The organism is Streptomyces sp. CBMA152, from assembly GCF_014596475.1.
Lineage (GTDB): Bacteria > Actinomycetota > Actinomycetes > Streptomycetales > Streptomycetaceae > Streptomyces.
In genome coordinates, this window is record NZ_MECJ01000006.1 from 127,570 (window position 1) to 147,757 (window position 20,188).

Genomic DNA, 20,188 nt, shown 5'->3' on the forward strand with positions numbered 1-20,188 from the left:
GCGGGCACCGCGAGCACCGAGCACCCGGAAGAAGACAGGGAACATGAGTTACCGGAAGATCCTGACCAGAAACGTCCTGCTGTGGATGCTCACGGCCTTCGCGGGCAGACTGCCCATCGCGATCGCCCCGCTGGGGCTCGTGTTCCTCGTCAGGGAGACGTCCGGCGGCTACTCGCTGGGCGCCACCCTGGCCGGTGCGTACGTGCTCGGCGAGGTGCTGGGTTCGGTGGTGCTCGGTGCGTGGATGCACCCCACGCGGCTGCATCTGTCGATCGGCATGGCCGTCGGCGGCGCGGCCTTCGCCGGACTCGCGCTGTTCCCCGACGCCTCGATGGCGCTGACGGTCGCGCTGGCGTTCCTCGGCGGCGCGGCCCCGGCCGCAGGTCCCGGCGGTATGCGCAGCATGCTCATCGCCCTGGTCGACAAGGCGGACGAGCCCAAGGCGCTGAGCGCCGAGACGGTACTGACCCAGGTCACCTGGGGCGGTGCGCCCGCGCTCGTCGTCCTGCTCGCGGTGAACGTCTCGCCCCGCGCCCCGCTCGCGCTCGGCGCCATCGGCTTCGTCGCGGCCGCGCTCGTACTGTTGCTGCTGCCGGAAGCCAGCCCGGCGGCGGCCGAGGACGAGGGCACGGGCCAGGCCAAGGCGGCACGCGGCCGGGTCCTCGCCTCCGCCTGGCCGATCTACCTCACCAGTGCGGCGGCCATGGCGATGCTCGCCACGGCGGAGCTGGCCCTCACGCCGCTCCTGGAGTATCGCGACCTGACCGTCAACTGGTCCGGCGCCCTGCTCGCCCTCTTCTCGCTGACCAGCGCGTTCGGCGCGTTCCTCTACGGCCTGCGCACTTGGCCGGGCACTGTACGCGGCCAGAGCCTGGTGTTCCTGCTGCTGACCGCGGTGTGCGTGTCGATGTCCGCCGTGCTGCCCAACCTGATCGGCATCGCCGTCGCGTTCCTCGCGGCCGGTGTCTTCCAGGCCGGGGTCATGGTCACCCGCAGCCTCAGCCTGCGCGAACGCCTCCCCGAGCACGCGCACACGGCCGGCTACTCGATCCAGTACGCCGTGCAGGGCGTCGGCTACACCCTCACCGCGTCGGTGGCGGCGATCGTCCTCGACGGCTCGACCCCGGTCGTGGCCATCCTGGGCGGCGTGGTCATCACGCTGCTGCTGACGGGGGTGAGCGCGGCCGCCGAACTGCGGTTCCGGCAGACGCGGGCGGAAGAGGCGGTCAGTTGAGCAGCCCGATGACGGCGTCACGCGGGGGAAGCGGGCGGTGGTCGTCGGCCGACGGGTCACGCGGCGGAAGGGAGCGCTGACCATGCCCAAGCTCGTACTGGCCAACGGCGCTCTGCTCTCCAGCAGCGCCACCCCCGACACCCCCGGCTTCGACCACCTGACCCCGGCGGAGCGGTCCGGGCTGCGGCGGTTGGCCCAGCGGGCGGTGTGGTGCGCCGAGGACGGTGATCTGCTGGTCGTGCCGGTGCACCCGGGCGAGGACTTCCTCGCGTACGCGACGCAGATGGCCGGTCTCGACCGGTCCTCGCTGGAGGTCGTCGTCGCGCCGTTCGGTGAGGCGGGCGTGCAGGTGCCACTCGGACACGGGCGGCGTCGCCCGGAGTTCGAGCGGCGCCTGCGCGAAGTGGCCGCACGCAGGGGAGTGGACCGGCTCTGGCCGTACTTCTTCGACACCTCGGTGGCGGCGTTCGCCGCGCGCCTCGGCCTCGCCGAGGGGACGCCCGGCTTCGCCTTCATGGCCCAGGGGGGTGCCGAACTCCTCAACGACAAGGCCACGTTCCGGGCGCTGGCCGCCGGGGTGGGCGCGTCCGTGCCCGAGGGCGTGGTCACTGCCGACCGGGGGAGTGCCGCCGAGTACGCCTGGGATCTGCTGGCAGGTGGCCACAGCGCCATCCTCAAGCGAACTCGTAACGCGGGTGGTCTGGGCAATGTGCTGTTCAGCCCGGAGCCCGGCGTCGAGGTGGTCGGCGCGAACCGGCATGTCGTCGTCGACGACCGGGCCGCGCTGGAAGCCCACTTGGCCGAGCAGTGGCCCGACTACACCGCCTCGGGACGCCACCCCGTGGTCATCGAGCGCTACCACCCCTCCTCTGTCCCGCTGTACACGGGGCTGCACATCACCGACGGTGGCATCACGCCCTACGGCCACGGCGAGATGCGGATGGCCCCGCTCCTCGCGGGCGTCGTCGTGCCCCCGCAGGCGGCGGACCACCCGCGCTTCCCGGACTTCCTGGCGCAGGCCGAACGGATCGGCGCCGTGGTACGCACGATGGGCTACCGGGGGCGGCTGAGCGTGGACGCGATGCTCACCCCGGACGGAAGAATCCTCCTCAACGAGATCAACGCCCGCGCGGGCGGCGCCACCCACACGCACAACCTCGGCGTGCGCGTCGGCGCAGACCGCCACCTGCTGGACGGCCGCCACCGGCCGAGGCTTTCGTTGTCCGACACCTTGCGCGAGCTGGACGTACGGGGACTCGCGTACGACCCGAAGTCCCGCACCGGGGTCGTCGTCACCGTCCACGACGCGGTCTCGGACCCCGGATACGGCGAACTCTGCGCCGTCTCCGACTCGCCACAGGGCACGGCGGAGCTGGAACGAGCGGCCCACGCGGCCCTCGCGGAAGCCGCCCGATCCCCACAACTCCCTTCCCCCACAGCAGAGATGGCGGCACGATGACGACCGAGACCACGTCGGAATACCTGATGGACAGCGCCGACCCGGACGAGCGCGCCCGGCTCCGGGCCATCGAGGACGCGTACGACCCCGGAACGCTGCGGCACCTGGCCGCGCTCGGCGTCCGCGAGGGTTCGCGCGTGCTCGTGGCGGGCGTGGGCGCGGGCAGCTTCCTGCCCTGGCTGTCCGAAGCGGTCGGCGCCACCGGCTCGGTGCTCGCCACCGACATCGACACCCGGCACGCGGCCCCTGTAGCCGACCAGTACGAGAACGTCGAGGTCCGCCACCACGACTTCCTGTCCGAGGACTTCCCCGGGGGCCAATTCGACGTCGTACACGGCCGGTTGATCCTCATCCACTTCCCGCAGCGCGACGAAATCATCGCCCGCCTCGCCGCCGCCCTGAAGCCCGGCGGAACGTTGCTGGTCGAGGACTACGACTGGGGTTCCTGCGGCCCGGCGTTCCCGTCCGCCGACGCGACCGCCGCCGAGGAGCTGAGCGCGAAGCTCGCCCCGTACTACCGTGAACACGGTTTCGACCCGTACGTGGGAAGGAAGTTGCCCGGGCTGTTGCGCCGCGCGGGGCTCGTCGACGTAGACGCCGAGGGGCGGGTGCTCACCCTGCGGGGCGCGAGCTCGACGCTCGCGCCGATCTACACGAAGTCGCATGAGCAGCTGGTCGCCCGTCCCGATGCCCGAGGCCTGATCAGCGAGGAGGAGACCGCGGCGTTCCTGCGGCGCATGGCCGACCTGGAGTTCGACATGACCGGGCAGACCATGATGGCTGCCTGGGGCCGCCGCGCCGGGGCGGAGGCGGGCGCGTGAAGATCGGGGTGACCACGTTCGTCACGGACAACGGCATCGGTCCCGTCCCGCTCGGCCGGGCGCTGGAGGAGCGGGACTTCGAGTCGTTCTTCATGCCGGAGCACACGCACATCCCGGTCAGCCGCGAGTCGCCGTTCATGCCGATGACGGCCAAGGCGCACCTCGTCCTGGCGGGCGAGCGGGTGCCGCCGGAGATGAGCGCGGGCGATCTGCCGGAGAAGTACGCGCGTACGCCGGACCCGCTGGTGGCGCTGAGCGCGATGGCGGCCGTGACCAGCCGACTGCTGGTCGGCACGGGCATCCTGCTGGTCGCCCAGCGCGATCCGATCATCCTCGCCAAGCAGGTCGCCAGCCTCGACCACCTCTCGGGCGGCCGCTTCCTGTTCGGGGTGGCGGCGGGCTGGAACCGTGAGGAGATGCGCAACCACGGCACCGACCCCCGGCACCGTAACGCTGTGCTGCGCGAGCGGATCCTGGCGATGAAGGAGATCTGGACGCGGGAGAAGGCGGAGTTCCACGGCACCCACGTCGACTTCGCCCCGATCCTGTCCTGGCCCAAACCGGTGAGCCACCCGCACCCCCCGATCCTCGTCGGCGGCGAGGGCCACCCGTCGTACCGCCGGGCCCAGGAGTACGGCGACGGCTGGGCCCCGATCTACGGCGGCGACCCCGAGAGCCTGGCCCGCCAGATCACCCGCTTCCGCGCCGAAGCCGAGGTGACGGGCGCTCCGGTCCCGCCGGTCACGGTCTTCTGGGCCCCAGCGGACCCGGCGGTCCTGGAGACCCTGGCGGCGGCGGGGGTGGAGCGGGTCCTGCTGGATCTGCCGTGGGCGACGGAGGAGGACTCGCTGCGGCATCTGGACCGGTTGGTGGGGGCGCGGGAGGAGTTTCTGGGGAGGGGGTGAGGGGGCGGGGCTACCCCCGGTGCGGGTGCCGGCATCATTGCGGTTCCGGGCACCCACAGGGGCGCGGGGAACTGCGCGACCAGCCACGCACGGTCCGCAGCCGAATGACCGCACCTACAACGCGCCGCTCACAGCCCGCGCAGCAACTCGTCGATCCCGACCTTGATCTGCTCGGGCGACAACTTCCGCTCCACGGTGAGGTGTTCAAGAAGACTCGGCACGAACGGCCCGAGCAGCAGATGGGCCGTCACGGCCGGATCCACCCCGGGCCGGGCCTCCCGCAGCAGCATGGCGACATGCGCGTACATCGCCCGGTACACGCCACTGCGATACCGCGCACCCGGCGACGCAGCCTCGGCCATGCTCATGATCGTGATCTGGTCGAGGATCCGGTCGGCGAGCGCGTGCAGGAAGGCACGCAGCCGCTCGGCGGCCGGCGCGCCCGGCCCGAGGGGCGGCGGCCCGGCCATGAACGACTCCTGGAAGCGCTGCTCGGCGTCGTCGAGGAGCGCGAAGAGCAGGGCGCTCACATCGCCGAACCGGCGATACACCGTTCCCACGCCCATACCCGCCGCGTGCGCGACGGCGTTCATGGTGACGGCCTGCGCCCCCTGCTCGGCGACCAGCCGGGCCGCCGCGTCGAGGATCTTCCGGCGGTTACGGGCGGCGTCCGCGCGCTCGGGCGGGGCCTGGCCGGTGACGGAGAGTTCGACGGGGGTCATGCTCCGAGGCTACCGGATACCTATCCGCTTTGTTCGCCTCGCCGGGCGTCGAGGGTGTTGAGGGGCGTTGAGCTGGGGGCTTGCCAAGTGGATTCGTATCCGGTTTACTCATGGACGTCGAAGCGGATAGGTATCCGGATCGACGGCAGAAGCTTACTGATCTCAGCTCGGGAGGGGCCTCGTCATGAGTGCCAAGGTCGCGGTCGTTTACTACTCGTCCACCGGCAACGTCCACCAGCTCGCCAAGGCGGTCGCCGAAGGTGCCGAGAAGGCGGGTGCCGAGGTGCGCCTGCGCCGGGTGCCCGAGCTCGCCCCGGACGCCGCCATCGACGCCAACCCGGCATGGCGTGAGCACGTCGAGGCCACCAAGGACGTCGAGATCGCCACGCTCGACGACCTGGAGTGGGCGAACGCGTACGCCTTCGGTTCGCCGACCCGTTACGGCAACATCGCCGCCCAGCTGAAGCAGTTCATCGACACGACGGGCGGCCTGTGGCACCGTGGCGCCCTCGCCGACAAGCCCGCCACCGGTTTCACCAGCGCCCACAACGCGCACGGCGGCAACGAGGCGACGACGCTCGCGCTGTACAACACGTTCCACCACTGGGGCTCGATCATCGTCGCGCCCGGCTACACCAACCCGGTCGTGTACGGCGCCGGCGGCAACCCCTACGGCACCTCGCACGCCGGCGGCGCGGGCGCCCCGTCCGTGGAGACGCTGGAGGCGGCCCGCTACCAGGGCGAGCGCCTGGCGACGATCGCGGCGCGGCTGCAGGCGGGCACGCGCTAGTCGCACGCCGGTTGAGTTGTTCGCGAGAGCCCTTGCCTCGGAGGCAAGGGCTCTCGCCCACTTGTGGGCCGGAATTCTGTGGGCATGACGGAGTACTTCGCGGGAACTCGTATGCCAGGAGGTGTACATATGGTTCCCCTGCTTCTCGTGCTTCTGCTCGCCCTGCTTCTTTTCGGTGCGGGTTTCGCACTCAAGATTCTGTGGTGGTTCGCCATCATCGTGCTGGTCTTCTGGCTCGTGGGATTCGCAGCCCGTTCGGCGGGTGCCGGTGGCCGACGAGGCCGCTGGTACCGGTGGTGAGGTGACTTCCGGGAGGGCGTGTTAGGGACGGGTGATCGGGGGCACCCGTCCGACGTCACGACGCCGACGTCCAACCGGCAATCCGTACCAGCGAATTCGGAGGTAATACCATGGGTCTGGGCGGATGCATTCTATTGATCGCGGTGGGAGCGATTCTCACCTTCGCGGTCGACTGGCATGTGCAAGGAATGAACATTCACGTGGCCGGGCTCATCATCATGGCGGTCGGAATCATCGGAACGGGCGCCTACGTGAGCATCTTCAAACGCCGTCGGCTACAGGCGCCGCCGCCTGCGGCTCCGATCGTGGAGGAAGACCGCCGCTACTACTGAGCCGAATTCGGCCGTACGAGCGCACGGGGTGTGTGATCGTACGGGTCGAATCGGCTGAGGGAGCCGACAGTGAGCCGAACCCGCGTCCTGGTCGTAGGAGCCGGATTCGCCGGCTACCAGGCGGCCCGCACGGTACAGCGCCGTCTGCGCGGCCGAGCCGAAACGGTGCTGCTCAACCCGACCGACTACTTCCTCTACTTGCCCCTGCTCCCACAGGTGGCTGCCGGAATCCTGGAGCCCCGCCGGGTGACGGTCTCGCTCCCCGGAACCCTGCCGGGCGTACGTCTCGTACTGGGTGAGGCCGGGCGGGTGGACCTGGCGCAGGGCCGAGTTCACTACCGCGACCCGGAGGGACGGCAGGGCGAACTAGCGTACGACCGCCTCGTGTTGGCCGTGGGCAGCGTGAACAAACTGCTGCCGGTGCCGGGGGTCGTCGACTACGCGCACGGATTCCGGGCCCTGCCCGAGGCGTTGTACTTACGGGACCACATCACCCGCCAGATCGAACTGGCGGCGACGTCGGACGATGCCGAGGAGCGTGCCGCTCGGCGTACGTTCGTGGTGGTGGGCGCGGGCTATACGGGCGTGGAAGTGGCAGCACAGGGAGTGCTGTTCACGGACGCGCTGGTACGCCGCCACCGCGATCGTGGCCATTCCGCCCCACCGCGCTGGCTGCTGGTGGACATCGCGCCCAGGGTGCTACCGGAACTCGACCGCAGGTTGTCCCATTCGGCGGACCGGGTGCTGCGCGCCCGTGGCGTCGAGGTACGCCCGGGAACGTCGGTGGCCGAGGCCACGCCGGACGGGGTGTGCCTGACCGACGGCGAGTTCGTACCGACCCGCACGCTGGTCTGGTGTGTAGGTGTACGCCCGGACCCGCTGGTCGGTGAACTCGGTCTACCGGTGCAGGGCGGCCGCTTGACAGTCGACCCCAAGCTCCAAGTTCCCGGCCACGAGGAGGTGTTCGCCTGCGGCGACGCGGCGGCCGTCCCCGACCTGACCCGCCCGGGCGAGCTGACGGCGATGACGGCCCAGCACGCAACCCGCCAGGGCAAAACGGCGGGCAACAATGTCGCGGCCACGCTGGGTGTGGGCGAGCAACGTGACTACGAGCACCACGACTTGGGCTTCGCGGTCGATCTGGGCGGGACCTCGGCGGCGGCGAACCCTGTCGGCATCCCACTGTCGGGCCCACTGGCGGGCGCGGTGACCAGGGGCTACCACTTGGCCGCACTGCCCGGCAACAGGATCCGGGTGGCCGCCGACTGGTTGCTGGATGCGGTGCTGCCGCGCCAGGCGGTACAGCTGGGGCTAGTACGTTCCGGGGCGGTGCCGCTGGACAGCAAGGCACCGTAGCGAGGGGCCCTGCTAACCCAACTGCCCAACTATCCAAATGTTGCATTGCGGAGAAGAGGAAATGGAACCCCTGTCAGAAGAGGTAACGACGGACTCAACGGGCCTGGTGGAAGCGGCGGTTCTGGTCCTGGACTGCGCGGAGCCGGAACCACTGGCCGAGTTCTACGCCCGCCTGCTGGGCGCGGAGATCCCGCTGGAGCGAGAGATCGAACGTATCGAGATCACCGGCCGAGGCGGCACGCGCATGGCCTTCCGCCGCGACCACGGCGCCGCCCCCAACAGCTGGCCCCGCCCCGACGACTCCCAGCAGGCCCACCTACAACTACTGGTATCCCGCGACCGCATGGACGCGGTAGAACGCCAGGTCATCACCCTCGGCGGCCGCCCCCTGGACACGAAGGACAACACCGGCCTGCACGACACCCGCCTGTACTCGGATCCGGCGGGGCATACGTTTTCGCTGCGGAGCGGGTGACGACCGTCAGCCAGTGTCCTGCCCTGCCGGATTATTCCGGCAGGGCACCGACACGGTTTGTGGTCAGGAGTGGGTGTAGAGGTCCTGGATCTGGCCGGCGGTGAGTGCTGCCGGGTAGGTGCGGACGTCGGAGACGGCTCCGGTGACTTGGTTGTAGAGGGTGTTGCTGCCTGTTGTGGTGCAGGCGCCGATGGTCAGGGGTGCGGTGGGGGTGTAGACGGGTGTGGCGTTGGCGACGGCGGTTTGCGTGAGGGTGCCGTTGACGTAGAGCGACATGATGTTGCTGACGGAGTCGTAGACCGCGGTCAGGTGGGTCCAGGTGCCTGCGGTGGCGGTTCCTCCACCGGCTTTCTTATAGGTGGTGGTGACGGCGTCGCTGGTGGTGGTCATGAACGCCCAGGTTTTGAGGTCGGCGTCGTAGCCGAGGTAGAAGGCTTGGTGGTTGACGGTGCCCTGGCTGACAGCCGTCTGTGTGGTGGCGAGCGAGTCGAGTTTCACCCACGCCGAGACGGTGTAGCTCTGAGTGGTGTCGAGGGCCGGTCCGCTCGTGTGTAGGTTGGCGGTGCTGCCGTCGAAGGTGGCCGCGCCCGGGTTGGTGCCGGTGTGGTTGGAGCCCCAGCCGGTGGTGCCGCTGGCGGTGGCGGGGTTGGTGGCGGCCGAGTCGGTGAGGTTGCCGGCCAGGCTCCACTTGTTGGCGGCGATCAGCGTAGTCCCGGCGGTGAGCGGGCGGTTGAACGAGGCGACCGGGGTGCTCGTGGTGCCGTCGCTGGTGCTGCCGGGCCAGGTGTTGAGCTGGCCGGTGCTGGTGACGGCCCACAGGTCGGGGATGCTGTCGCCGGTGAGGTCGCCGTCGGAGCCGATGACGGGGTAATCGGTGGCGGGGAGGTTCCCGATGGTCGTGCCGGTGGAGATGGCGGTGAGGGTGGGCAGGGTCTGGGCGCCGTCGGGGGTGGTGGTGGTTCCGGGGGTGAGGGCGTAGGTGTTGATGTCGCCGCTGGTGCGGTTGCGGGCCCACAGGCCGGGGTGGCCGGTGTGGTTCCAGTCGCCGGGGGAGATCAGGTCCCAGTTTTTCCAGCCGGTGGCGGCCAGGCGTACGGGGCTGCCCAGGCGGGTGTCGGAGATGGCCGGGTAGAACCACAAAGTGGCGTCGCCGGAGGGGTCGGCTTCCTCGGTGAGCAGGCCGGTGCGGTTCTGGAAGGTTCCCGTGGTGAGGGCGGTGGTCGAGGGGTCACCGAGGGCGGCTATCTGTGTGGCGGTCGACCAGTCTGTGGCGTAGCCGGTGCAGTAGCTGCCGGAGCCGTCGTCCGTGCAGGCGGGCTTGGCGAGGAGGATCTTCTTGTCGAATCGGCCGTCCACGGCGGTGTTGCCGGGGTTGTTGTAGTAGAAGAGCAGTGGTGAGCCGTCCTTGTGGGCGAACAGGCCGTCGACGTTGGCGCCGCCGCGCATGCTGCCGCGGTGCGTGGTGCGGTAGTTCTTCCACGTGTCGCCGTCGGGGGTGTTCTTGGTGAGGGCGGCGAGGGAGGTGGCGGGGCTGGTGGCCTGGGTGTTGCCGGGGACGGTGTGGGCGTAGAGGTTGCCGTCGCTGTGGGGGGTGACGATGTCGGGGGAGCCGTCGCCGGTGGTGTCGCCGAAGACGGGGGCGGGGCTGTTGGGGTTCCACGGAATGTAGAAGGCGTACGAGGCGATCTGGGAGTAGTTGCCGGCGTTGTCCTGGGCCTGGATGTACACCAGGTTGGTGCCCCAGTGGCCCGGCGTCACCGGCAAGGTGTTGGTGGGGAGGTTGCTGCCGCACTGCCAGCTGGCGTCCGCCATGGCCGGATCGAAGCCCCAGCGCAGGCAGGCCAGGCCGGAGGCGACGCCTGTGGCGGGGATCGGGTCGGTGGCGGTGAAGGGGACGTTGCCGGTCTGCCCGATGTGCAGGGTGGTGGTCTGTCCGTTGCCGGCCGGGGGGAATGTGGTGGAGGGGTCGGCGACCTGGTCCGATGCGGTCGGCGTGGTCACGGTGGGTGGGGTCAGATCGACGCGGAAGTGGCAGACGCTGCCCGCGCTGGAGGCGAGGATGCCGTCGCTAGTGGAGGCGTCCCAGGCGTAGGCGTGTCCGTCGGTGAGGTCGGATTGGGGGACGGTGAAGGAGACTTGGCTGCCGGAGGAGGCGTAGCCGCCGCCGTTGCTGTAGCCGGTGCCGTGCGCCGTGTTGGGAAGCCCGCTGACCGAGTCGTCCCACAGGGCGAAGTAGCCGCGTACCGGCTGGGCGGGGGCGGTGGGGCTGGAGACGGTCGCCTTCAGCTGCAGCCCTTGCGCGAGTCCGGGGGCGCCGATGAAGGCCCGGTCGGTGGGGCCTGCCTGGGCCTCGCACGGCTGGCTGGTGCCGGCGGAGGTGGAGCCCGGGACGGGGGAACTGGTCAGTCCGGTGGGCACGTTGGGGACCTGGTCGTAGGTGATGGCCAACGTGGCTTTGTTGGACAGGCGCTTGAAGCCGTTCTGGTCGGTCTCGGCGCCACGCAGGCCGAACGTGACCGACGACCAGCCCTGGTTCGCGGCGTTCTGGACCACGTTCTTCACGTTGTAGGAGAAGGGCACGTTGTCCATGCAGCCGGTGGAGCCGGTGCCGCCGACCCGGTCGGTCAGGCCGGTGCCGGTGTCGGAGGGAGGGTTGCTCCAGTTGGTGCCGGGTCCGATGGTGTCCTGCGTGTATGTAAGGCCCACTGCGTAGGTGGAGTTGCAGTCCCAGTCGGCGGAGTAGGTCTGGTTCACCGTGAGGACCGCGCTGCCGAGGATGTCGTGGTGGGTGGCAAGGACGTTGGTGTTGAACTGGTAGTAGGTGCGCTCCCTATCAGCCGCGTCGCAGCCGCCGCCCCCGGGGTAGTAGGTGCCGCACAGGCCGAGGCCGGGCTGGCTGCTGTGGGAGGAGCCGTAGACGCCGAAGTTGCTGGTGCCTGAGTGTGCGGACTGGATCCAGGTCCAGGTCGGATCGTTCTGACTCCAGGGGAGGTAGGAGGGGTCGATGAACACCGGATAGTGGGTGCTGGAGCCGTGCAGGATGTCCGCGACCGGCGTGATGTCCACACTGCCGCTGCCGACCGCGGTGGGCATGGCGGCCGTCTGCGCCCCGGGACCGGGGCCCTCGACCGTACTGGCACCACCGGCCGGGGATGCCTGTGCGGTGGCGGTACGGCGCACCGACGTGCCGGAGCTGCTGGGGGTGACGGCCCGGGGAGTGCTGGAGTCCCACATCTGCGGGGCGGGCGCGGCGAATTGAGGCGTGCCCGTGGCCGTGTCGACGGCCTGCAACGCTCCCGAGCTATCCGTCTTCATGGTCAGCCCTGCCCCGGTGGTGCCAAGGTGCAGTGTGGCCAGGGTCGGGTTCTTGGCGGCATCAGCACTCTTGACGACCAGCACCTCGCGGATCCCGCCGAGTTCGGTCGCGGTCACGTTCAAGTCCACGTCCGGCAGCACGTTCGCGTAGGTGGCAGTGCCCTGGCTGACGGTCGGTTTGGGCAGGGCGAACGGCATGGTGACGACCAGCGACTTGCCCCCCGGACTCGTCAAGGTTGCCAGCGGCCCGCTGCCGCCGCCGGACAGGCTGAGGGTGTTGACCGCGGCCTTGGGGGACAGAGCGCCGTCGCTGCCTGCCTGGAGGGTGGAGTCCACATCCGCCCACGCTCCGTCGACCTTGGCGCGGGTGGGCGCGGGGGTGGTGGTCTGGGTGAGCGTGCCGTCCGGATTGGCCACCGTCTGCGCGTACGGCGTGGTCAGCGCCTCGATCAAGATCGGTTTGCCGGACGCCTTGGCCTGCGCCGTCGCCTGCGTGGCGGCCTGTTCCTCGGGCGGCAGCTGCGCCTGGTGGAGGGCATCACCTTTGGCCAGATCCGGCGCGTCGTCGGCCCACGCCGGCATCGGCAGCCCCACCGCCGCGGCCGCCAGCACGGTGGCGAGCAGTGCGGCTGTCCGGTGGCGATGCGGCCTGTGTCTGTGCCGCGTGCTGATGTTGATGCCCCCCATGCGGGTTCCCCTCCCGGCTGTAGCGCACCTGTGTGCGCCCCTTTGAGAGGGGCACAGTAACGGGGCGCAGGGGACGGGGGTCAAGCACAGTTGCCCGGTGTGCGCTGGTATGCGTAGAGGCGTGAACTGTGGTCTATGCAGCGGTAGTTAATGGATCGGCCAAGTGTGGGTCATGTGATCGGTTTGTGTTCGATCTCCTCGGTACGGTCACCTCTCCGGCGTCACTGTGTCGTGGACACGGCGACTGTTTCGTTTTTTGCGCGAGGGGGCCGTTGTGGGGGCGTGGAGCGGGATGCGGCGTGATGGGAGACGCGGCCGCCGCCGGGGGTGGCTGGGCGCGGTCACCGCGCTGGCGGTTGCAGCCACGCTGACCGGACCGTCTGCCGAGGCGATGGACGCCGCGAAGCCGGCGGATCCGCACAAGAAGTGGTCCCCGCCGCACACGGCGCTGCCGCACACCAAGCCGGTGCACGGCTCCAAGGCCCCGGCACCCTTGAAGCCGAAGCCGCACTACCGGGTGCCTGGTGAGTGGGCCGGTCTGGCCGAGGTGTCCCCAGCGGCCCCTGGTGCGGCGGATGTTGCCCTCAGTGGCAAGCCCGGTGCGGGCTCGGCGAAAGCACTGCAGGCGGGGAACCTTCCGGTATGGGTGACCCCCGCCGCCGGGAAGACGCCCGCTGACCGGAAGGTCCAGGCTGACTCGCTCGCGGCTGACGGAACATCGGTCAAGGTGAGCGTCCTCACCCAGGCCCAGGCCCGCCCCACGGGGATGCGCGGCCCGGTGGTGACCCTGGCCCGCGAGCGTGCCGGTGCGGGCGGCCAAGTCGAAGTCGGCATCGACGCCCGCCAGCTGGACACTTCCTTCGGTGCCGGCGCTGCCTCCCGAGCTCGGCTTGTCGAGCTCCCGGCGTGCGCCCTGACCACCCCCAGGGCGGCGGGCTGCCAGCAGCAGACCCCCCTTGCCTCGCACCTGGACGCGACCACGGGCCGTCTGGTTGCCGACGTCACGCTTCCGGGCGCTGCTGCCGCCGCAGTCCGGGCGGAGAAGTCCGGTGCGGTTGATGTCCAGCCCCTGGTGCTGGCTGCCACAACGACCTCCGGCGGCGGGGGCGGCACCTACACCGCCAGCAGCCTCTCGCCGAGCGCGGCCTGGGCAGCCGGTTCCAGCAGCGGTGGCTTTACGTACAGCTATCCCATCCAGGTGCCGCCGGCGCTTGGCGGAGCAGCGCCTCAGGTCGCCCTGTCGTACGACTCGTCGTCGGTGGACGGGCGCACCTCCTCGACCAACGCGCAGGCGTCGTGGATCGGGGACGGCTGGGACTACACCCCGGGCTTCGTCGAACGAGACTACAAGTCCTGCGACAAGGACGGTCTGAAGTACTCCGGTGACTCCTGCTGGGGCGGTTACAACGCCACTCTGTCGCTGGAGGGCCACACCAGTGAGCTGGTCCGTGACGACGCCACGGGCACATGGCGGTTGAAGAACGACGACGGTTCCAAGGTCGAGTTCCTGACCGGCGCTGCCAACGGCACGTCCACGGGCGAGTACATCAAGGTTTCCACGGTCTCCGGCAGCACCTACTACTTCGGCCTGAACCACCTGCCGGGCGGGGACAAGAGCGATCCTGCGACCAACTCGGCCTGGATCAAGCCGGTGTACTCGCCTAACAGCGGCGACCCCTGCTACGACTCCGGCCAGGGCGCCGCGTCGTGGTGTCAGATGGGCTGGCGGTGGAATCTCGACTACGCCGTCGACGTGCACGGCAACCTGACCACCTACACCTATACGGCTGAGCCCAACTATTACGCGCGCGGTGGTGGCCAGAACCAGGGCAAGGGCACCCAGACCGTCTACACCCGCGGTGGCGCGCTGGCCTCGATCGCCTACGGGCAGCGCCTGGCGGACCAGGTGGTGGCCAAGGGCAAACTGAACGCGGCGGCCAAGGTCACCTTCACCCCGGCCCCCGAGGGCCGCTGCTCGACCGCAGGCGGCTTCACCTGCACCGGTGCCACCCTGACGACATCAAATGCCGCGCACTGGCCCGATGTCCCCTTCGACCAGAACTGCACCAGTAGCGGCACCTGCACGAACTACGGCCCGAGCTTCTGGTCCAACCTGCGCCTGGCGTCGATCACCACGCAGGTGCTGTCCAACGGGGCGTACAGCAACGTCGACGTCTACACCCTGACCCACTCCTACCCGGACCCCCAGGACGGGAACAAGCCCACCCTGTGGCTGGCGGGCATCCAGCGTACCGGCAAGAACACCATCCCCGCGATCACCCTGCCCGCAGTGACGTTCACCCCGGTGGAGCTGGCGAACCGGGTGGACGGCACCGACCTGGTGCCCGCGCCTCTGGCCTTCAACCGTCCCCGCATCCAGACGATCACCACCGAGACCGGTGAGCAGATCCAGGTCGACTACAACCAGGCCGACTGCTCCCGGGTCAACAAGGTCATGCCGACGTCGGCCGACACCGACACCCGGGCCTGCTACAACGACAAGTGGTACCCGCCGGGCAGTGTGTACGGGGCGGATCCGGCCTCGGACTGGTTCAACCGTTACACCGTGGCCGACGTCACCGAGAACGACCCGGTCGCGTACTCCACCTCGAAGGTCACCAAGTACCAGTACGGCCCGGCTGCCTGGCACTACAACACCAGCGAGGTCATCGACCCCAAGACCCGCACCTGGGACCAGTTCCGCGGCTTCGCCACGGTGACCACCACCACCGGCAACGGCCAGGACGGCCCGCTCACCCAGACCGTCACCAAGTACCTGCAGGGCATGGACGGCGACACCCTGCCCGGCAGCGCCACCCGCTCCGTCAAGGCCACCGACACACTCGGCGAGCAGGTCACCGACTCCGACTGGCTGGCCGGCCACACTCTGGAGTCCGACACCTACGACAAGGCCGGCGGCAGCATCACCGCCTACCAGGTCACCAACTCCACCGGCCCGTCGACCACTGCCACCCACTCCCGCGGCAGCGGCCTGCCCGACCTGGTCGCCCGCTACCTCGCCACCACCACCGTCGGCACCTCCAAGGCCCTCAAGGCGGACGGCACATGGCGGACCACTGTCACCACCTCACGCACCGACTCGGCTCACGCCAACCGCACAGTCAGCGTGGACGTCGCCGCTGACGGCCAGCCCGAACAGTGCACCCTCACCTCGTATGCCGAGAGCAGCAGCAACGCCATCACCGGCCCCCCGGACGAGGTCAGGACACTGACCGGCAGCAACGCCTGTGCCGCCACGCCCGGCACGGACAACACCGTTTCCGATACCCGCACCCTGTTCGACGGGCAGCCCTTCGGCAAGGCCGGACTGGGTGATGTGACCAGTACTCAGGTGCTGGACCACTACGACGACTCCGGCAACCCCGTCCTCGCCACCACCCAGAGCAGCACCTACGACGCCTACGGGCGGGTCACCTCGGTGACCGACCCCAACAGCACCGACGCCCAGCACCCCGGCGGCGCCGTCACCAGCACCACCTACGCCCCGGCCAAGTCCGGTGAGCTGCCCGCCACCGTCACCGTCACCAGTCCCGCCCCGAACAGCACCACCGACTGGACATCCACGTCCACCATGGACGTGGGCCGCGACCAGGTGCTCACCGCCACCGACCTGAACGGGCGGATCACCACCAAGCAGTACGACGCACTCGGCCGCCTCAGCGCCGTGTGGTCTCCGGGGCGCACCACCGGGCAGAAGGCGAACACCACCTACACCTATGCCGTCAATGGCAGCACCAGCCCCTCCTCGGTCACGACCGGCTCGCTGCGCGCCGACGGCTACTACTACAACCAGTCCATCGCCGTGATGGACGGCTTCGGCCGCACCCGGCAGACCCAGGCCACCCCGGGTCTGTCGGCCTTCACGGGACGGGTCATTAGCGACACGCTGTACGACTCGCATGGGTGGAAGAGCGAGGCCACCAGCCCGTACTACGACGACACCACCGCGCCCGCCACCACACTGGTCGCCACCAACGACCGTCAGACCCCCGGCCAGACCACCACGGTCTACGACGGCCAGGGACGCGCTACCGCCTCGGTCTTCTCCTCCTATGCGGTCGAGCAGTGGCGCACCACCACCGCTTACCCGGGTGCGGACGAGACGGATGTGAGCCCGCCACAGGGCGGCACACCGACCACGACGATCACCGACGCGCTCGGCCGAACCAGCCAGCTGTGGCAGTACCAGACCCCCACCGCCACCGGGCACGCCAGCGACGCCGACGTCACCGCCTACACGTACACGCCGACCGGCAAGCCGGCCACCCGCACCGATGCCACCGGCAAGAACACCTGGAGCTACCGCTACGACCTGCGCGGCCGCCAGATCTCCGCGACCGATCCGGACACCGGCACCAGCACTCGTACCTACGACGCGGACGGCCGCCTGGCGACGACCACGGACGCCCGCCAGCAAACCCTTAGCTACGACTACGACCTGATCGGCCGCAAGACAGCGTCGTACTCCACCGCACCCCCCGCCACCAGCCGCGTGCCGCTGGCCGCATGGACCTATGACAGCGTCACCGGCGCCAAGGGCCAGCCCGTCAAGTCCAGCCGCTTCCTCAACGGCAAGACCGACGCCGCCTACAGCAGCGAGGTCACCAAGTACGACACTGGTTACCACCCCACCGCCACCACCGTCACCATCCCCGCCAGCGAGGACAAGCTGGCCGGCCAGTACAAGTCGACGGCCAGCTACGACCCGATCAGCGGGGCGCTGAACGAGAGCATCACCTACGCCCGCGCCGATATCCCGACCGAGACCCTCGACTACGCCTACGACGCCAACGGGCCGCTGGACACCTTCGGCTCGGCCGCCACCACGTACGACCTGTCCACTGACTACGACCCGTTCGGCCGGCCGATCCGCACGACGGTCAACCCGTGGGGCACGCAGATCGTCGCCACCGACAACTACGACCAGGCCACCGGCGCCCTGCTGTCCTCCTGGCTCGACAAGCAGACAGCCGCCACCGGCGCGGTCCAGCAGACCGCTTACAGCCGCAACCCGGCCGGCCAGGTCACCGCCATCCAGAACACCCCGGGCCAGAGCGACCTGCAGTGCTTCACCTACGACTACCTCGGCCGCCTCACCCAGGCATGGACCGACACCGGCACCACGACCAGCAAGCCGCAGCCGTCCGTGCCCAACACCGGCAGCTGCACCAACACCACCCCCACCAGCGGTGCCGCAACCGGCAAGACCACCGTCGGCGGCCCCGCCCCGTACTGGACCACCTACAGCTACGACGCCACCGGCAACCGCACCAGCCTCACCCAGCACGACACTTCCGGTGACACCACCAAGGACATCACCACCGCCCAGACCTTCGCCCCCACCGGCCAGACCAACCAGCCCACCACCGCGCAGAACACGGGCGGCGGCACCGGCGGCACCCACGCCCTGCTGACCACCACCAGTACTGGCCCGAACAACCCCGGCGCCAGCTCCTACCAGTACGACGCCACTGGCAACACCACCGCTATTAGCACCACCGCTGGCACCACCAGCGTGACCTGGGACGCGGAGAACAAACTCGCCTCCACCACGGCCACGGGCAGCACCGGGGGCACCAGTTACGTCTACGACACCGGCGGCAACCAGCTCATCCGCCGTGATCCCGGCAAGACCACCCTCAACATTGGCAACGATGAACTCACCCTCGACACCACCACCGGCCAGGTCCACACCACCCGCACCTACACCCTGCCCAACGGCCTGACCGCCGTCCGCACCGCAAGCGGCATCACCTGGCAGGTCGACGACCACCACGGCACCGCAACCCTCGCCCTCGACGCCACCACCCTCACCGAAACCCGCCGCACCAGCGACCCGTTCGGTACCCCCCGCGGCACCCAGCCCACCACCTGGGCAGGCGACCACGGATTCGTCGGCGGCACCCAGGACCCCGCCACCGGCCTGACTAACCTCGGCGCCCGCGAATACCAGCCCGCCACCGGCCGCTTCCTCAACCCCGACCCCATCCTGGACGCAGCCCAACCACAACAGTGGAACGGCTACGCCTACAGCAACAACAGCCCCGTCAACACCAGCGACCCTTCCGGCCTGTGCCCCGTCGACCTCTGCGGCATCGGCAACCTCAAGGGCGGCACCGAAAGCACCTTCGTCACCGACGGCCCCGTCGACCCCGGAGACCCCGGCGCCGGCTCCTGCCACCACGGCAGCTGCGACGTCCCCGATGGCGACAGCGGCGAACTCAAAACCGGTGGCGGACGGCACGAGATCTTCCCCGGCGTCACCGTCCCGGACCACTGGCGGGGCGAAGCCGAGTTCACCAAGCGGTTCTACCGCTACTTCAGCGACTCCCAGGGCGGAAACCCCTACGCGAACAGCTACCTCGTCGAACGGGACAACGACAACGCCCAAGCCCAGCTCCGGCACTGGGTCTGGCTGACCTGCCACTTCATGAAGTGCCCCAAGAACATGACCCTGCAGGCCACCGGGCAGGGAGGCTCCCTCGCCGCCTTGGTCGGCGTCGGTGAACTCGGCATGCGCGGCATGGAGGCGGGCATGGGCCCGCGCAGCGGGGGGACGGTAAAGCCCGGCGGCTGCACTCAGTGCTTCCTCGCCGGCACCAAGGTCCTCATGGGCAACGGCGCCACGAAGAACATCGAGGACATCAAACCAGGTGACCAAGTCCTCGCTACCGACCCCCTCACCGGCAAGACAGGCCCCCACCAAGTCAACAGCCTGGTCATCACCGAGAACGACAAGCACTTCAACGAACTGACCATCACCACCCACAACGGCACCAAAAAACTCACAGCCACCTACGAACACCCCTTCTGGAGCCCGGCAGCCCAACGCTGGATCAAAGCCAGCGAACTCAAACCCGGCACCACCCTCCTCACCAGCGACCACAGCACCGCCAGCATCCAGGCCAACCGCTCCTACAGCCAGCACGCCCGCACCTACAACCTCAACGTCGCCGAACTCCACACGTACTATGTGCTGGCGGGGACGATGGCGGTCCTCGTTCACAATTGCGGTGGCGCTGAGGACGCGACTGAGATCTCTTCAAAGAAAGCGGACGAGTATCACGACAGTCAGGATTCGGCTCGATCAGCCGCACTCCAGGCGCACGGGGTCTCGGATGAGAGCCTTGTCGAGACGCGCACTATCTACGGAAAGAACAATGAGAATCTGCGCGGCCCGAATGGTGAGCCATATGAGCAACTGGACGCCATCAACGATAATGGTGAGATGGTGACCATCGATCACCACGCAAACGGCCACTACTTCGCCGACAACAACACTTTCGCGCGACCTCACTACCATGGTCCAAGCGGAGAGCATTACTTCTATGGCGATCGGGTGTGGTGAACATGTCCCTTGTCGAGGACGTTGGGGGCTTCCACTGGTGGCCTCGTCGATCAATGGTGGATGGCGAGTCCGCTGCAATCTGTGGGCTGTGGCTCCCTACGGAACCTGAGGATAGGCGAAGGCTGCTTCGAGAGGTCGTAGAGGCCCTGCGTGGTCATACATGGCTGCTCATGGGGACCTGGTATCGGAAGCGGGGTGATGCGCTTCCATCGGGATTCGAGTCACGGTATCCCGGGCTGCCTATTGAGATGATTGCTCGGAATGAATCCGATGGTCCACGCGGACTTGTAGCGTTGTCGGAATGGTGTGTTGCCGATCCATCCTCAGAACACCTCTTCGAGTTTCTAGAATCTCTTCGCCGGTCACGGGGGAAGGGAGGGTGTGTAGGGCTGGCTGAGGCAGGCTCTTCCTTGCGCTCTTGGT

The 20,188-nt window shown here is 69.1% G+C and carries 12 protein-coding genes; 10 read left to right on the forward strand and 2 right to left on the reverse strand.

Features of this window, described 5'->3' with window-relative positions:
• Positions 1–43: 43 nt before the first annotated feature.
• The 4 genes from BG418_RS06260 (at position 44) to BG418_RS06275 (ending at position 4,419) form a co-directional block, all read left to right on the forward strand.
• The gene (locus BG418_RS06260; RefSeq protein WP_188272695.1) at positions 44–1,234 is read left to right on the forward strand and encodes an MFS transporter; all 1,191 of its coding nucleotides are present in this window, start codon (positions 44–46) and stop codon (positions 1,232–1,234) included.
• Between the two features lie 82 nt (positions 1,235–1,316).
• Complete coding sequence (locus tag BG418_RS06265; RefSeq protein ID WP_188272696.1) at positions 1,317–2,693, forward strand: peptide ligase PGM1-related protein; 1,377 nt, start codon at positions 1,317–1,319, stop codon at positions 2,691–2,693.
• Positions 2,690–3,514, forward strand: a complete 825-nt coding sequence (locus BG418_RS06270; RefSeq protein ID WP_188272697.1) for a methyltransferase domain-containing protein — start codon at positions 2,690–2,692, stop codon at positions 3,512–3,514. The genes BG418_RS06265 and BG418_RS06270 overlap by 4 nt, the downstream gene beginning before the upstream one ends.
• On the forward strand, positions 3,511–4,419 hold the full coding sequence (locus tag BG418_RS06275; protein ID WP_188272698.1) for an LLM class F420-dependent oxidoreductase: 909 nt from the start codon (positions 3,511–3,513) through the stop codon (positions 4,417–4,419). Before BG418_RS06270 ends, BG418_RS06275 begins: the two co-directional genes overlap by 4 nt.
• Positions 4,420–4,547: 128 nt before the next feature.
• Here BG418_RS06275 and BG418_RS06280 read toward each other — a convergent pair whose 3' ends face one another.
• Positions 4,548–5,141, reverse strand: coding sequence for a TetR/AcrR family transcriptional regulator (locus BG418_RS06280; protein ID WP_188272699.1), 594 nt, complete (start codon positions 5,139–5,141; stop codon positions 4,548–4,550).
• 184 nt (positions 5,142–5,325) lie between these two features.
• Between BG418_RS06280 and wrbA the strand changes: the two genes are divergently transcribed.
• From wrbA to BG418_RS06305, 5 genes are all read left to right on the forward strand, one after another.
• Positions 5,326–5,931, forward strand: coding sequence for an NAD(P)H:quinone oxidoreductase (gene wrbA, locus BG418_RS06285; protein WP_188272700.1), 606 nt, complete (start codon positions 5,326–5,328; stop codon positions 5,929–5,931).
• Positions 5,932–6,060: 129 nt separating this feature from the next.
• The gene (locus BG418_RS06290; protein ID WP_188272701.1) at positions 6,061–6,231 is read left to right on the forward strand and encodes a hydrophobic protein; all 171 of its coding nucleotides are present in this window, start codon (positions 6,061–6,063) and stop codon (positions 6,229–6,231) included.
• Between the two features lie 110 nt (positions 6,232–6,341).
• On the forward strand, positions 6,342–6,563 hold the full coding sequence (locus tag BG418_RS06295) for a hypothetical protein (protein ID WP_188272702.1): 222 nt from the start codon (positions 6,342–6,344) through the stop codon (positions 6,561–6,563).
• Positions 6,564–6,632: 69 nt separating this feature from the next.
• The gene (locus tag BG418_RS06300) at positions 6,633–7,919 is read left to right on the forward strand and encodes an NAD(P)/FAD-dependent oxidoreductase (protein WP_317453531.1); all 1,287 of its coding nucleotides are present in this window, start codon (positions 6,633–6,635) and stop codon (positions 7,917–7,919) included.
• Between the two features lie 61 nt (positions 7,920–7,980).
• A complete protein-coding gene (locus BG418_RS06305) occupies positions 7,981–8,394 on the forward strand; it encodes a VOC family protein (protein ID WP_188272703.1) in 414 nt (137 codons plus the stop codon).
• Between the two features lie 63 nt (positions 8,395–8,457).
• On the opposite strand, the gene BG418_RS06310 is transcribed toward BG418_RS06305, so the two are convergent.
• Positions 8,458–12,396: a LamG domain-containing protein gene (locus BG418_RS06310; RefSeq protein ID WP_188272704.1), complete on the reverse strand. Its 3,939-nt coding sequence runs from the start codon at positions 12,394–12,396 to the stop codon at positions 8,458–8,460.
• A 292-nt stretch (positions 12,397–12,688) separates the two neighbouring features.
• On the opposite strand from BG418_RS06310, the gene BG418_RS06315 reads away from it, so the two are divergent.
• Positions 12,689–19,765, forward strand: a complete 7,077-nt coding sequence (locus BG418_RS06315) for a polymorphic toxin-type HINT domain-containing protein (RefSeq protein ID WP_188272705.1) — start codon at positions 12,689–12,691, stop codon at positions 19,763–19,765.
• The last annotated feature ends 423 nt before the right edge of the window (positions 19,766–20,188 follow it).